The organism is Pseudomonas taeanensis MS-3 (genome assembly GCF_000498575.2).
GTDB lineage: Bacteria > Pseudomonadota > Gammaproteobacteria > Pseudomonadales > Pseudomonadaceae > Aquipseudomonas > Aquipseudomonas taeanensis.
Genome location: NZ_AWSQ01000001.1, coordinates 507,687 through 522,196, shown reverse-complemented (window position 1 = coordinate 522,196; position 14,510 = coordinate 507,687). Strand labels below are relative to the sequence as shown.

The following is a 14,510-nucleotide window of genomic DNA, read 5'->3' as shown; positions in this document are numbered from 1 at the left end:
GCCGCGGGCTTTGCCGTTCTCCGATCTCTCGATTGCAGGTTGCACTCCATGCATGACAAGCAACTGTCCACCGAAGAACTGATTGCCCAGGACGTCGGCGCGCGTACCCCGGCCGGCGCCATGGCCCGGGTGATCGCCGGCCTGGCCCTGCTCTGGTCGCTGTTCCAGCTGTGGATCGCCTCACCGCTGCCGTTCATCTTCAACTTCGCCGTGTTGAACAACACCGAGACCCGCGCCATCCACCTGGCGTTCGCCCTGCTGCTGGCGTTTCTCGCCTTCCCGGCGTTCAAAAAGTCGCCGCGCGACCGCGTGCCGCTGCTGGATGTCGCCCTGGGACTGGTCGCCGCCGCCAGCGCGGCCTACCTGTTTATCTTCTATCAGGACCTGGCGCAGCGCCCTGGCAGCCTGACCACCGCCGACCTGGTGACCGCCTGCATCGGCATTCCCTTGCTGCTGGAGGCCACACGTCGTGCGCTCGGCCCGCCGTTGGCGATCATCGCCCTGATATTTCTGATCTACAGCCTGGCCGGCCCTTACATGCCCGGTTTGCTGGCCCATCGCGGGGTGAGCTTCACCGCCATGGCCAACCACCAGTGGATCACCACCGAAGGGGTGTTCGGCATCGCCCTCGGCGTGTCCACCAGCTTCGTCTTCCTCTTCGTGTTGTTCGGCGCCCTGCTCGAACGCGCCGGCGCCGGACACTACTTCATCCAGCTGGCCTTCAGCCTGCTCGGCCACCTGCGCGGCGGCCCGGCCAAGGCGGCGGTGGTGGCGTCCGGCTTGACCGGAATGATCTCCGGCTCGTCGATCGCCAATGTTGTCACCACCGGCACCTTTACCATTCCGATGATGAAACGCACCGGCTTCTCGGCGGAGAAGGCCGGCGCGGTCGAGGTGGCTTCCTCGGTCAATGGCCAGATCATGCCGCCGGTGATGGGCGCCGCGGCCTTCCTGATGGTCGAGTACATCGGCATGCCCTATGTCGACATCATCAAGCATGCCTTCCTGCCGGCGGCGATTTCCTATATCGCCCTGCTCTACATCGTCCACCTGGAGTCGCTCAAGCTCGGCCTGCAACCGATTGGCGGCCACCAGCCCAAGCCCTGGTTGCGCCGCCTGACCGGCTTCGCTTTCGGTGCGGCGCTGATCAGCGGCCTGTCCCTGGCGGTCTACTACGGTCTGGGCTGGCTCAAGCCGGCGCTCGGTGACTACGCCCTGGAAGGCATCGGCGCCCTGCTGGCGCTGGTCTACCTGGGCCTGCTGAAGATCGCCGCCAGCGTCGCACCGCTGGCCCCGGAAGACCCCGACGCACCGCTGGACTCGCTGCCGCAGACCCGTGCTGTATTGCTGTCCGGGCTGCACTTTCTGCTGCCGGTGGTGGTGCTGGTCTGGTGCCTGATGATCGAGCGCCTGTCGCCCGGGCTGTCGGCCTTCTGGGGCAGCGTGATGCTGGTGATCATCCTGCTGACCCAGCGGCCGCTGCTGAGCTGGCTGCGCACCGATGGCCAGCATGAGCACGGCACTTTCATCGATGGCCTGATCGACCTGCGCGAAGGCCTGCTGGCCGGTGCGCGCAACATGATCGGCATCGGCATCGCTACCGCGGCGGCCGGGATCATCGTCGGCGCGGTGTCGCAGACCGGGGTCGGCCTGGTGCTGGCCGATCTGGTCGAGCTTCTGTCGATGGGCAACCTGCTGCTGATGCTGATGCTCACCGCGGTGTTCAGTCTGGTGCTGGGCATGGGCCTGCCGACCACCGCCAACTACATCGTGGTGTCCAGCCTGCTGGCGCCGGTGGTGGTTACCCTCGGCCAGCAGAACGGTCTGATCGTGCCGCTGATCGCGGTGCACCTGTTCGTCTTCTACTTCGGCATCATGGCCGACGTCACCCCGCCGGTGGGCCTGGCCTCGTTCGCCGCGGCGGCGGTGTCCAAGGGCGACCCGATCAAGACCGGTATCACCGCCTTCTACTACAGCCTGCGCACTGCGGCGCTGCCGTTCCTGTTCATCTTCAACACCGACCTGCTGCTGATCGACGTGGACTTCTGGCACGGCGTGCTGATCTTCGTGGTGGCCACCGTCGCCATGCTGATCTTCGCCGCCGGCACCCAGGGCTTCTTCCTGGTGCGCAGCCGCTGGTACGAGAGCCTGGCGCTGTTGCTGGTAGCCTTCACCCTGTTCCGTCCGGGTTTCTGGATGGACATGCTGCACGACCCCTACCGCGACACCCCGCCGGCGCAACTCGAGCAGACGCTGGGCGAGGTCGAGGCCGGCAGTGAACTGCGCCTGCGGGTCAGGGGCGAGGACGCGGTCGGCGATCCGCGCGAGTTCGCCGTGCTGCTGCCGGTGCCGGATGGCGCCAGTGGTGCCGAGCGCCTGCAGAAGATCGGCCTGCTGACCTACGAGGACGCCGGCAAGCTGTTGATCGACAGCGTCAGCTTCGCCAGCCCGGCCGCCGAGGCGGGGCTGGAGTTCGACCAGGAGATCCTCCGCGTGCGCGCGCCGACCGAGCGTTGGACCAAGGAGCTGATTTGGTTGCCCGGCTTCCTGCTGTTTGCGCTGATCGTCTGGCTGCAACGCCGCCGTACTCCGCAGGCGCTGCCACTCAGCGTCTGAGTCTTGGCTGGAGCGTAACGACAAAGGCAGCCTCGGCTGCCTTTGTCGTTCGAGCCTGCTGCAATCGCAGTCAGTCGGAAGGGGTGAGTGCAGCGCTGCCCTCACAACCCCGAGCAATCCTGATCATCCTGAGACGCTCCCGCACAGCCTTGCGCCGCTATGCAAGGCTCAGTCGCGCGGCGGCTCCAGCACCGCCAGCAGGGTGGCCAGGCTGGCGTCCAGCGCCGCCAGGTCGGCGGCACTCAGCGGTGCGAGGATGCGCCGCTCATTATCCAGATGCGCCTCGACGGCGCGGTTAACCAGCTCCAGCCCGCTCGGCGTCAGGCGCACCAGCAGGCTGCGCGCGTCCTCACGGTTGACTTCGCGCTCTATCCAGCCGCTGGCCTCCAGGCGTTTCAGCCGGTGGGTCATGGTGCCCGAGGTGATCATCAGGGTGGAGAACAAGGCGGTCGGAGCCAGGCAATAAGGCTCCCCGGAGCGCCTGAGTGTTGCCAGCACATCGAACTCCCAGGTGCTCATGCCGAAGCTGGCGAAGGTCTCGTCCAAACGCCGGCCCAGCAGGGCTGAGCAGCGTTTGACCCGGCCAATGGTAGCCATCGGACCAAGGTCCAGATCCGGTCGCTCTCGGCGCCATTGCCCGAGGATGGCGTCTACCGCATCCGGCTGTCGATCTGCACTCATCAGGAAACCTCAGTTGTCTTGATATCAAGATTAATTCATGTCAGGCTCGAATTATATCTTGAGTTGAAGGTAATTACATGAGCACTGAAAAAACCTATCCAGCCTGGGTCGATGCACTGCTCACCGCACTGGCACCGGCCATCTGGGGCTCGACCTATATAGTTACCACCGAACTGCTGCCACCCGACCGCCCGTTTACTGCGGCCCTGCTGCGTACCTTGCCGGCGGGTCTGTTGCTGGTGCTGTACAGCCGCCATCTTCCTAAACCCATGGAGTGGGGGCGCTTGATAGTGCTCGCGGCGCTGAACATCGGCTTCTTCCAGGCCCTCTTGTTTGTCGCAGCGTATCGCCTGCCCGGTGGCTTGGCGGCTGTAGTCGGGGCAATCCAGCCATTGCTGGTGATGGGCCTGGTGTGGAGCCTGGATGGGCGTCAACCGGCTTCCTTGGCAGTGTGGGCGAGTGTATTCGGGGTCGCCGGCATGGCTGCCTTGCTGCTGGCGCCGGGAGCCGCCTGGGACCCGATCGGCATCGCTGCGGCATTGAGCGGTACCGCGTGCATGGCGCTCGGCACCTACCTGACTCGACGTTGGCGCCCGGTCTTGCCTCTGCTGGCTCTCACCGGCTGGCAGCTGCTGCTGGGCGGGTTGCTGCTGGCGCCTGTGGCCTGGCTGGTCGATCCGCCCCTGCCACCGCTGAGCACCACGCACTTGCTGGGGTATGCCTACCTCTCGCTGTTCGGCGCGCTGCTGGCCTATGCCCTGTGGTTCCGCGGCATCGCCCGCCTGGCGCCGGTCGCTGTGTCGTCGCTGGGCCTGCTCAGCCCCCTGGTGGCGGTGGTGTTGGGTTGGGCGTTACTCGGCCAGAGCATCACCGGACTGTCATTGGTTGGGTTGCTGACCGTACTCGGCAGCATCCTGGCGGTGCAGTGGGCCTCAAGCGCTCCGGCGCCAGCACCATCACCGCAAGTCGTGCGCTGATGCTCACCTGGGTTGGCGGCGTGTTTCCCGCTGGCCCCTCAACCACCTTGGTAAAGGAGAAAGTCATGTCCAACCCCATTAAGCAGCTGATCGAATCGCGGGTTTCAACCGGCCGTTATGCAGTCGATAGGGATCTGACTGAGCAAGTCATCAGCGAACTGGTAAGTCTGGCCACTCGTGCGCCATCGGCCTACAACCTGCAGAACTGGAAATTTATCGCGGTACGCTCCGCTGAGGCCAAGATGCGCTTGCACACCGTGGCCTACGGGCAACAGCAAGTGCTGGATGCGCCGGTCACCTTCATCATCTGCGGCACGCTGGCGGCGCATGAGGGCCTCGCCGATGCACTGCAGCCGGCGCTCGACGCGGGCATTCTCGATCAGTCGATCGTCGAGGGCTGGGTCGCCGCGGCCACTGGCTCGCATCAGGGCAATCCACAGTTGCAGCGCGACGAGGCGCTGCGCTCCGCCTCTCTGGCCGCCATGACGCTGATGCTCGCCGCTCAGGGCATGGGCCTGTCGACAGGGGCGATGAGCGGCTTCGATGCAGACGGCGTGGCGCAGGCGTTTGCTTTGGCCGCTAACGAGGTGCCGGTGATGCTGGTCACCGCGGGTTACCCAGCAGCCGGTAATTGGCCCCAGAAGCCGCGCAGGCCAGTGCATGAGGTGATGGCGTTTGCCTGAGTGAGTGCGGGTGGTGAGTCGTGGCTTCGGCAAGCGAGGTGCGCGGTTTTACTCGCCACCCACCTCCTCCACTTTCAGCGCACCGGTTTCACGACTCTCGAGGACCACATAGGCACTGCTGCAAACCAGCGAGTTGAGGCGTTTCATGTCGCCGATCAGCTCCAGGTGCAGGGAGCTGGTCTCGATGCTTTGCACCACCTGGTGATGCAAGCGGCCGACATGGGAGTGAGCCAGACGCCGCTCCTGGATGCGAAAGCGGCGTTTTTCGCGTAACAGTTGACGCGCGCTTTCCGCATCGCCGGAGAGAAACACCGACAGGCCCAGGCGCAGGTTGGCCATCAAACGGGTGTGCAATTCAGTCAGTTCTTCCAGGCCGCTGTCGGAGAACGAATGGCGCTGCGCGGTCTTCTGGTCCTGCAGCTTGCCAAGCATGCGCTCGATGATGTCACCGGCCTGCTCCAGGTTGACCGCCAGTTCGATGATTTCCGCCCAGCGCCGACTTTCTTGTTCGCTGAGCACTTCGCGGGGGACCTGAGCCAGGTACAGCTTCACCGCGCTGTAGAGCGAATCGACATCGTTATCCAGCTCCCTCAGCTCTCTGCTCTGGGTCGGCTGGTTGCCGCGTAGCACTTCCAGCAGGTGGCCCAGCATGGTTTCGATCAGGTCACCGATGCGCAGGGTCTCGCGTACCGCATTGGCCAGCGCCAGGCTCGGTGTGGCCAACGCCGTGGGATCGAGGTGGCGCGGCCGGGCGACGCCGCCTTGCTCGGGACGGTCCGCCAGCAGCCAGTTGCAGAAACGCGCCATAAGACCTGTGCTCGGCAGCATCAGCAGGCAGCGCAGGCTGTTGTAGAGCAGGTGGAAGGCGATCACCAGCTCCGCCGGGCGCCACTGCAGGCTATCCAGCCAGCTCACCAGCGGGTTGAGCAGCGGGATCACCAGGAGCAGGCCGATCAGCTTGTACAGCAGGCTGCCGAGTGCCACCCGCCGGCCGGCCTGGGTCTGCAGGCTGCTGGTGAGGAAGGCCAGGATGCCGCTGCCGATATTGGCACCGATCACCAGGCCGATGGCCACCGGCAGGCTGATCAGCCCGGCGCCGGTCAGCGTCGCGGTAAGCAGCACGGCGGCCAGGCTGGAATAGGAAATCAGGGCGAACAACGCACCGACCAGAGCGTCCAGCAGCAGGTCGCCGGTCAGCGAGGCGAACAGCACCCGGATCCCCTGCTCCTGGGTGATCGGCGTGGCGGCGGCGACGATCAGCTCCAGCGCCAGCAGCATCAGGCCCAGGCCGATCGCCACGCGGCCGAGCTGGCCGGCGCGGGTCTGCTTGCGCGAGAGGAAGAAAATCACCCCGAGGAAGATCAGTAGTGGTGACAGCCAGCTCAAGTCGAAGGTCAGTACCCGCGCCATCAACGCCGTGCCGACGTCGGCGCCGAGCATGATCGCCAGGGCGGGAGTCAGCGCCATCAAGCCCTGGCTGACAAAGGAGGTGACCAGCAGCGCAGTGGCGTTGCTGCTTTGCACCAGCGCAGTCACCGCGATCCCGGCGACAAACGCCATGGGGCGCTTGCTGACGTTGTGGCTGAGCACCTTGCGCAGATGCGAGCCGTACACGCGCAGGATGCCGGTACGGACGATATGGGTACCCCAGATCAACAGGGCAATGGATGAAAGCAGATTGAGCAGGGTCAGCATCGCGCATCTCCCTGACGCGGGTCGCCCAAACGAGAGCAACAACTGGATGCGACGCCTAGAGCCCGACGGTGAATCCGCAGATTAGGTGTCGCGGGTAAGTGAATGGCCTGGTTAGCTATTTTTTTACCAAGCCTGCCTTAAGCTTTAGTCGTCAAATGGCATTGGCGCCAGCCGCGTCAACACAGTTAACCGCGCTGGCAAGAGTTAGACGGACAACTGTTCGGCCAGTTCCAACAGGCTGGCGACCTGCATATCCGGCTCGATATCCCAGGCGTTGTGCAAACCGGCATGCACGGCACCGAGCTGGTCGAAGGGGGGGCTGGAGGCCGCTCAGATGGTTTCTGCTGCGCTCCTTTTCGACACTGACGATCTAGTGAAAGAAACTCAGCAAATCGCCTGCTAGGGATTTGCTCGCAACAGGCCATGAGCAGGCTGTCGCGGCATGCCTTCAGACGGGGCGAACTGGTAACCTAGTGGCCTGTGTGGCTAGTTCAATTAGTCAATTTCGGCGTCTGAGACCCTGATACTGCGTTGCCGCTTCTCGCCATAGCCCGCTATGACTCGTCGCAGCGCCTGGTCTCGGAACCTCGGCCATCCGAACTTAAGTTAACCAACTAACCGTACAGGCCACGAGGCCGACTGAACGGATGCGATCCTGCCCATGCTCACCCTCTACCACGCTCCAGACCTGGAAACCCTCGGCGAGCTGGCTACCAGCCTGCTCGGCCAGCCACAGCGCGAGCCCTTCGCCCCGGCGCTGGTGGTGGTGCCGAGCCAGGGCATCGGCCGCTGGCTGACCCTGGAGCTGGCGCGCAAGCAGGGCATCGCCATGCAGCTGGAGGTGCAGCTGCCGGCCAAGTTCGTCTGGGACCTGTCGCGTCTGGTGCTTGGCCAGTTGCCTGAGCAGTCGGCGTTCTCTCCCAGCACTCTGAGCTGGCGCCTGTACGATTGGCTGTGCGAGCCGGAGCAGCTGGCCCAGGCGCCGCGCCTGGCGCATTACCTGGAGGGCGGCGACGAGCGCCGGCGACTGTCACTGGCGGCGAAGATTGCCGACGTCTTCGACCAATACCTGCTGTATCGCGACGACTGGCTGGCCGCCTGGGAGCGCAACGAGCTGCTCGAGCTGGGCCCGGATGAAGCCTGGCAGGCGCTGCTCTGGCGCGAGCTGACCCGTGACGGCCACCCGCACCGCGCGCGCCTGCTCGACGAGCTGCTGCAGCGCCTGCACGGCGGCGAAGCGCTCTCCGGCCTGCCGGAACGCCTGCTGGTGTTCGGCATCAGCAGCCTGCCGCCGCACCACCTGCGGGTGCTCGAGGGTTTGGCGCGGCATACCGAGGTGGTGATCTTCGCCCTCAACCCGTGTCGCGAGGCCTGGGGCGATATTCGCGACATGCGCGAGCTGGCGCGGCAATCCTTTGGCGGACGGGCGGAAAGCGTCGCGAGCGCAGAGCAGGCAAGGCAAAACCAGGCGAGGGAGCGCAGTGTGCAAGCCGTACATGAGCACCCCGAGCCTGGTTTTAACGCAGGCTCCTCAAGTGCAGCAGCTTTTCCGCCGTTCGCCCCGGATGACTGGTACCTGGACGTCGGCCACCCCCTGCTGGCCAGCCTGGGTAAGCAGGGGCGGGATTTCTTCGACGCACTGTTCGCCCTGGCTTCGAGCGAGGGCAGTCAGGAGATCGGCATCTATTCGGAAGATGCCGACCTGCACGACGGCAGCCTGTTGCAGGCCTTGCAGAACGACATTCTGCGCCTGCGTACCCGGCAGCCGGGGGAGCGTCTGGCGCTGCGTGAGGATGACCGCTCGCTGGAAGTGCACGTCGCCCACTCGCCGCTGCGCGAGGTGGAAATCCTGCATGACCAGTTGCTCGCGCGTTTCCAGGCCGACCCGCAGCTCAGCCCCGATCAGGTGGTGGTGCTGACCCCGGACATCGAACGCTACGCGCCCTATATCGAGGCGGTTTTCTCTGCCAAGACGGGCGCCCCGCGCGAAGGCGTGCCGCGGATGGCCGCCCCGCGGATGGCCGCCCCGCGCATTCCCTTCAGTCTGGCCGACCGCAGCCTGCGCGCGGAAATTCCGCTGATCGAGGCCTTCCTCAACCTGCTGGCGCTGCCCGACAGCCGTTTCGCCGCCGAGGAAGTCCTCGCCTGGCTGGAGCAACCGGCCCTCGCCCGGCGTGCCGGCATCGAGGCGGAAGACCTGCCACTGCTGCGTGACTGGCTGCGCGACGCCGGGGTGCGCTGGGGTCGCGACAGCGGCCACCGCGAGCAGCTTGGGTTGCCGGCCGATGCGGCCTTCACCTGGCGCCAGGGCCTGGACCGGCTGCTGTTGGGCTTTGCCGCGCCGCCACAGTTGGCCGGCTTGGCGGCGCCCTTGCTCGGCGACAGCTGGCCGCTGGACGCCCTGGAAGGCGGCCGGGCGCAGCTGCTCGGGCGTCTGGTCGCCTTCGTCGAGCGTCTGGCCGCGCTGGCGCAGAGCATGCAGCGCCCGCGCAGCCTGGCCGAGTGGGCCGATACCCTGCTCGAGCTGATCGACAACCTGTTCGACGAGCGCGAGGCCGGCGATACCCTGTTGCTGCTGTCCAAGGCCTGCGCCGCCCTGGCCGAGCAGGCAACGGCGTCCGGCATCGAGCGACCTCTGGAGCTGGCGTTGATCCGTCAGCAACTGAGCGCGGCGCTGGAGCAGGGCAGCGGCGCCTCGGGTTTTCTCACCGGCGCGGTGACCTTCTGCACCATGGTGCCGATGCGCAGCCTGCCGTTCCGCCTGGTTTGCCTGCTCGGCCTGGACGACGGCGCGCTGCCACGGCGCACGCCGGCCGCCGGCTTCGACCTGATCGGCCAGAAACCCCGGCGCGGCGATCGCGCGCGACGTCTCGACGACCGCTACCTGCTGCTGGAAACCCTGCTCTCGGCGCGCAGCGGCCTGTATTTGAGCTACGTCGGCCGCGACCCGCGCAGCAACGCCGAGCTGCCGCCTTCGGTGCTGGTCAGCGAGTTGCTGGATGTCATCGACATCACCGCCACGTTGACCGGCGCCGAGGCCAGTGCCCGGATTGTTGTGCAGCACCCGTTGCAACCCTTCGCCCCCGGCAACTTTTCCGGGGCGCAGCAGGCCGGCTTCGCCGCGCCCTGGTTCCACGCGGCGCAGCGCCTGAGCCAGGCGGTTGAGCAACCCTCGCCGTTTGCCAGCGCCTTGAATGAGCCGGACCAGGACTGGCTGACCCTGGAACCCAGCCAGCTGATCCACTGCTTCAAGCACCCGGCGCGCTACCTGCTGGAGCAGCGCCTCGGCCTGCGCCTGGCGCAAGGCGAAGAAGCCCTGGCCGGCGACGAGCCGTTCAGCGTCGAATGGACCAGCCAACACGGCCTGCGCCAACTGGCCCTGCAGGCCATCGAGCGGGGCTGGAGTGAGCGCGAGGAGCGCGCCGTGGCCGCGGCCTCGGGCTGGTTGCCGGTGGGCGAGTTGGGGCAGGCGCATTGGGGGCAGATCCGCGGACCGATTCGCGCCTTCGCCCCGACCCTGTTCGACGAACGCCCCGACGACGCGCCGCAACCGCTGCTGGTGGATCTCCAGCTGGCCGGCGTGCGCATTCATGGCTGGCTCGACGGCGTCAGCGCCAGCGGCCTGTTCGACTACCGCCTGCGCGACCTCGGTGCCTGGGAGCTGGCGCCGTTCTGGCTGCGCCACCTGCTGCTCAATTGCGCCGCCACCCCAGGCATCGCCCGCGACAGCCGCCTGCTGTCACCGAAGAGCGAGTGGCGCCTGGGGCCGCTGGCGAGTCCACTGGAGCTGCTGCAACCCTGGCTCGAGGCCTACAAGAGCGCACTGCGCGAACCGCTGCCGTTGTTGGCCAAGTGCAGCTATGGCTTCGCCAAGAAATGGCGCAAGCCCGGGCGCAAGGAACCCATCGACGCGGCCCGCGCGGAAGCCCGGGTGATGTGGCTAGGCAACGACTTCATGAGCGGCGAGAGCCAGGACCCCTGGAACGCCCTGGCCTTCCGTGACCGCGAACCACTGGATGAACGCTTCGAGACGCTGGCCGAACAGTTGTACGGCCCGGCGCTGGACGCCTTGCAGGGCGAAGAGGAAGACAACGCATGAGCAGCGCCAACCTGGATCTCCTCAGCGACTCCTTCAGCGGCCGTTCGCTGATCGAAGCCAGTGCCGGCACCGGCAAGACCTGGACCCTCACCGCGCTGTACGCCCGCTTGCTGCTGGAGAAGCAGTTGTCGGTGGCGCAGATTCTGGTGGTGACCTTCACCACCGCGGCCACCGCCGAACTGCGCGAGCGCATTCGCAAGCGCCTGGCCGAACTCTTGGCAGTCTACGAGCAGGGTCCGGGCGCGGACGAGTTGCTCAACCGCCTGCACGCCCAGTACCCGGATGCGGCCAGTCACCGCCGGCTGCTGCTGGCGGTGCATGGTTTCGACGAGGCGGCGATCTTCACCATTCACGGTTTCTGCCAGCGTGCCCTGCAGGACGCCGCGTTCGAGGCCGGCGGCGACTTTGACAACGAACTGACCCACGACGACCGGGAGATTCTCGACGCCCTGCTCGCCGACCTGTGGCGGCATGAACTGGCCGCGGCAGAGCCGGAATGGGCGGCCTTTCTGGTGCAGCGTAAGCTCACCCCGCAAAGCCTGCGCCAGCGGTTGCGCAATCACCTGGGCAAGCCCTACCTGCGCATCGAGCCGCAGCCCGGCGCCAGCACCGAGATGAGTGCCCTGCGCGACGCCTGGCTGCTGGCGCAGCGCTGCTGGCAGCGCGACAGTGCGGCCTGGCTGGAGCAGCTCAAGGCCTTCGATGGCTTCAAGAGCAATATGTGCAACCCGGCCAAGCTGGGCCTCTGGCAGGCCGATCTGGAGGGCTACTTCAGCGATGCCGCCGCGCTGTTCAGCAAGACCGAGGCGCACCAGCGGCTGTCGCGCGAAGGCCTGGCCAAGGCCAGCAAAAAGGGCAGCGGCACGCCGCACAGTCCGCTGGCCGATGCCCTGCAAGGCCTGTGCGAGGCCCTGGAGGCGGCGCAACCCGAGGCCGAGCAACGGCTGATCGACCTGCAGGTACGGCTGATCGAGCAGCTCAACCAGCAGTTGCCACAGCGCAAGGCGGCGCAGCGTCTGCTGGCCTTCGACGATCTGCTCAACACCCTGCAACAGGCGCTGTACGGCGAGGGCGGCGAGCACCTGGCCGGCACCCTGCGCGAGCAGTACCCGGTGGCGCTGATCGACGAGTTCCAGGACACCGACCCGGTGCAGTACCAGGTGTTCCGACGCATCTATGCGAACCAGGGTGATCTGTGTTTTGTCGGCGACCCCAAGCAGGCCATCTATGCCTTTCGCGGTGCGGATCTGGCCACCTACCTCAAGGCCCGCAGCGAGGCCGCGCGGCAGTACAGCCTGGCCACCAACCATCGCTCCACCCCCGAGCTGATCGCCGCGCTCAACCAGCTGTTCAACCGACCCATGCCGTTCGCCGAACCGGGGCTCAGCTACCCGCCGGTCGGCGCCAGTCAACGCTCACGGCCGCAGCTGGTGCTGCCCGTTGTCGAGGATGAGCAGGACGCGCCTTTGGCCCTGGTCTGGCTGGATGACGACTACCTCGGCAAGGGCGAGGCCGGTGCCCTGGTGGCGCGCGATACGGCGCGGCGCATCGCCGCCGTGCTGGCGGCCAGCAGCCGTGGCGAGGCTTATTTTGAAGAACAACTCGCGCGAGAACCTGACGCAGCTATCGCGGAGCGCAGCAGCTTTAAGCGGACTCCGCTCAAGGGTGGGGATATCGCGGTACTGGTTGCCAGCCATCGTCAGGCCAGCGAAGTGGCAAGCGAACTGGCCGCACGCGGCGTGCCCAGCGTGCGCCGCGGCAAGGAAAACGTCTGGCACAGCGAGGAGGCCGCTGAACTGGCCGCGGTGCTGGCGGCTTATGCCGAACCGGGCCGCGAAGGCGCGTTGCGCTACGCCCTGGCCAGCCGTCTGCTGGGCCGTAGCGCGGCCGATCTGGCCGCCTGCCAGGACGACGCCCGCGCCTGGGACGAGGAGCGCGAAGCCGCCGAACGCTACCACCAGCTCTGGCAGCAGCAGGGTTTCATGCGCGCCTTCCGCGCCTGGCTGGATGAGCAGCAGGTGGCGCAGCGCTTGCTGGCCCTGGTCGACGGCGAGCGCCGCCTGACCAACCTGCTGCACCTGGCCGAGCTGCTGCAGACCGAGAGCCTGCAGCGTCCGGGGCTGGAGCAGCTGCTGAGCTGGTTCAACGCCCAGCGCAGCAGCGAGGCCCACGGTGAGGAGGCCTTGCTGCGCCTGGAAAGCGATGCCGAGCGGGTGCAGATCGTCACCATCCACACCTCCAAGGGCCTGGAATACCCGCTGGTGTTCTGCCCCTACCTGTGGGACGGCGCCCTGTTGCGCCAGCAGGAAGACATCACCTGCCACGCCGATGACGGTACGCCGTTGCTCGACCTCGGTGGCGAAGACTTCGATACCCACCGTGAGCGTGCCCGCCACGAGCGTTTCGCCGAGCGCCTGCGCCTGACCTATGTGGCCCTGACCCGTGCCCGCGACCGTCTGTGGCTGCACTGGGGGCCGGTGGACTGCAAGCCGAAAAAGGACGGCAGCCTGAGCGAGGCCGGTCTGCACAGCAGCGCCCTGGCCTGGCTGCTGCACGGCCGCGGCTTGCCAGGCACGGATGCATTGGGCGAATTGGCCGGCCATCTGCAGAGCTTCAGCCCGAGCGGCCTGCGCGCTGAAATCGAGCAGCTGGTGGCCAGCAGTCAGGGCCAGATGGCCGTGCAGCCACTGCGCGAGCGCGAAGCCAGTGCCGCCGGGGAACGCCGCGCAGCGGCGCCGCAGCAACTCGAGCAGCTGCACCGCAGCCTGTACAGCGCCTGGCGTATCGGCAGCTTCTCCGGCCTGGCCGCCGGCATGCACATGGAGGCGCCGGATCGCGACGGTCTGCAGATGCCGGCTGCCAGCGAACCGGGCACGGGCTTCTTTGCCTTCCCCCGTGGCGCCCGTGCCGGTACCTGCCTGCACGCGATTCTGGAAGACTGGGCGCGCGGCAAGGCGCCGCTGGCCGAGTTGATCGAACCGGCGCTGAGCGGCCACGGCATCAGCAGCGACTGGGGCGAGGTGGCGCTGGCGCAGCTGCAGCAGATAGTCGATAGCGATCTTGACGGCAAGGGCCTGACCTTGGCCAGTTTGCAGTCGGCGCGACGCCTGCCCGAACTGGGCTTCACCTTCCCGGTGGCGAATCTGGATGTGGCGCGTCTGCGGACGATTCTCAGCGATCCGGCCTTTGGGCTGCCCGCGCCGATGCGCGAGGCCGCCGCGCGCCTGGAGTTCGACAGCCTCAAGGGCTTTCTCAAGGGCTTTATCGATTTGACCTTCGAGCATGACGGGCGCTGGTACATCGCCGACTACAAGTCCAACTGGCTCGGTCCGGACGCCAGCTTCTATGGCGGCGAACGGCTGATCCAGGCGCTGGCCGGCGAGCATTACTACCTGCAATACCTGATCTACCTGGTGGCGCTGCGGCGCTTCCTGCGCCAGCGCCTGGCCGAGTTCGACGACAGCCAGCTGGGCGGCGCCTACTACCTGTTCCTGCGCGGCATGCCGAGTGCCGGGGTGTATTTCGCCCGACCGGCTGACAGCCTGCTGGATGCCCTGGATCGACTGTTTGCGGAGGGCGTCTGATGCGCATGCTGAGTAGCCCGGATGCAATCCGGGAGCGAATTTCGCGGTGTCCGGTAAGCCCCCCGGATTGCATCCGGGCTACGGCGCTGTGCATGGCCCTCTGTGGGAGCGGTCTTGACCGCGATGCCAACGCCACAAAAACATCGCGGCCAAGGCCGCTCCCACAATCAGCCCC

Annotated in this window: 7 protein-coding genes; 5 read left to right on the top strand and 2 right to left on the bottom strand. The window is 66.6% G+C overall.

Annotated elements, in window-relative coordinates:
• The first annotated feature begins 48 nt into the window (after positions 1-48).
• Positions 49-2,616 (top strand): TRAP transporter permease, encoded by a 2,568-nt coding sequence (locus tag TMS3_RS02190; RefSeq protein ID WP_025163604.1) that lies wholly within the window; start codon positions 49-51, stop codon positions 2,614-2,616.
• A 168-nt stretch (positions 2,617-2,784) separates the two neighbouring features.
• On the opposite strand, the gene TMS3_RS02185 is transcribed toward TMS3_RS02190, so the two are convergent.
• Positions 2,785-3,297, bottom strand: coding sequence for a MarR family winged helix-turn-helix transcriptional regulator (locus TMS3_RS02185; RefSeq protein ID WP_025163603.1), 513 nt, complete (start codon positions 3,295-3,297; stop codon positions 2,785-2,787).
• A 77-nt stretch (positions 3,298-3,374) separates the two neighbouring features.
• Between TMS3_RS02185 and TMS3_RS02180 the strand changes: the two genes are divergently transcribed.
• Both TMS3_RS02180 and TMS3_RS02175 read left to right on the top strand, forming a co-directional pair.
• Positions 3,375-4,274 (top strand): EamA family transporter, encoded by a 900-nt coding sequence (locus TMS3_RS02180; RefSeq protein ID WP_025163602.1) that lies wholly within the window; start codon positions 3,375-3,377, stop codon positions 4,272-4,274.
• A 65-nt stretch (positions 4,275-4,339) separates the two neighbouring features.
• Positions 4,340-4,957 (top strand): nitroreductase family protein, encoded by a 618-nt coding sequence (locus tag TMS3_RS02175; RefSeq protein WP_025163601.1) that lies wholly within the window; start codon positions 4,340-4,342, stop codon positions 4,955-4,957.
• Positions 4,958-5,005: 48 nt separating this feature from the next.
• Here TMS3_RS02175 and TMS3_RS02170 read toward each other — a convergent pair whose 3' ends face one another.
• The gene (locus tag TMS3_RS02170) at positions 5,006-6,652 is read right to left on the bottom strand and encodes a Na/Pi cotransporter family protein (RefSeq protein WP_025163600.1); all 1,647 of its coding nucleotides are present in this window, start codon (positions 6,650-6,652) and stop codon (positions 5,006-5,008) included.
• Positions 6,653-7,313: 661 nt separating this feature from the next.
• Here TMS3_RS02170 and recC point away from each other — a divergent pair.
• A complete protein-coding gene (gene recC, locus TMS3_RS02165; RefSeq protein WP_025163599.1) occupies positions 7,314-10,751 on the top strand; it encodes an exodeoxyribonuclease V subunit gamma in 3,438 nt (1,145 codons plus the stop codon).
• Positions 10,748-14,335, top strand: a complete 3,588-nt coding sequence (gene recB / locus TMS3_RS02160; RefSeq protein ID WP_029866064.1) for an exodeoxyribonuclease V subunit beta — start codon at positions 10,748-10,750, stop codon at positions 14,333-14,335. Before recC ends, recB begins: the two co-directional genes overlap by 4 nt.
• Positions 14,336-14,510: the final 175 nt, after the last annotated feature.

Coding starts and splice junctions, on each gene's coding strand:
- TMS3_RS02190 (WP_025163604.1), top strand. CDS start 49: ATGCATGACAAGCAACTGTCCACCGAAGAACTGATTGCCCAGGACGTC.
- TMS3_RS02185 (WP_025163603.1), bottom strand. CDS start 3,297: ATGAGTGCAGATCGACAGCCGGATGCGGTAGACGCCATCCTCGGGCAA.
- TMS3_RS02180 (WP_025163602.1), top strand. CDS start 3,375: ATGAGCACTGAAAAAACCTATCCAGCCTGGGTCGATGCACTGCTCACC.
- TMS3_RS02175 (WP_025163601.1), top strand. CDS start 4,340: ATGTCCAACCCCATTAAGCAGCTGATCGAATCGCGGGTTTCAACCGGC.
- TMS3_RS02170 (WP_025163600.1), bottom strand. CDS start 6,652: ATGCTGACCCTGCTCAATCTGCTTTCATCCATTGCCCTGTTGATCTGG.
- recC (WP_025163599.1), top strand. CDS start 7,314: ATGCTCACCCTCTACCACGCTCCAGACCTGGAAACCCTCGGCGAGCTG.
- recB (WP_029866064.1), top strand. CDS start 10,748: ATGAGCAGCGCCAACCTGGATCTCCTCAGCGACTCCTTCAGCGGCCGT.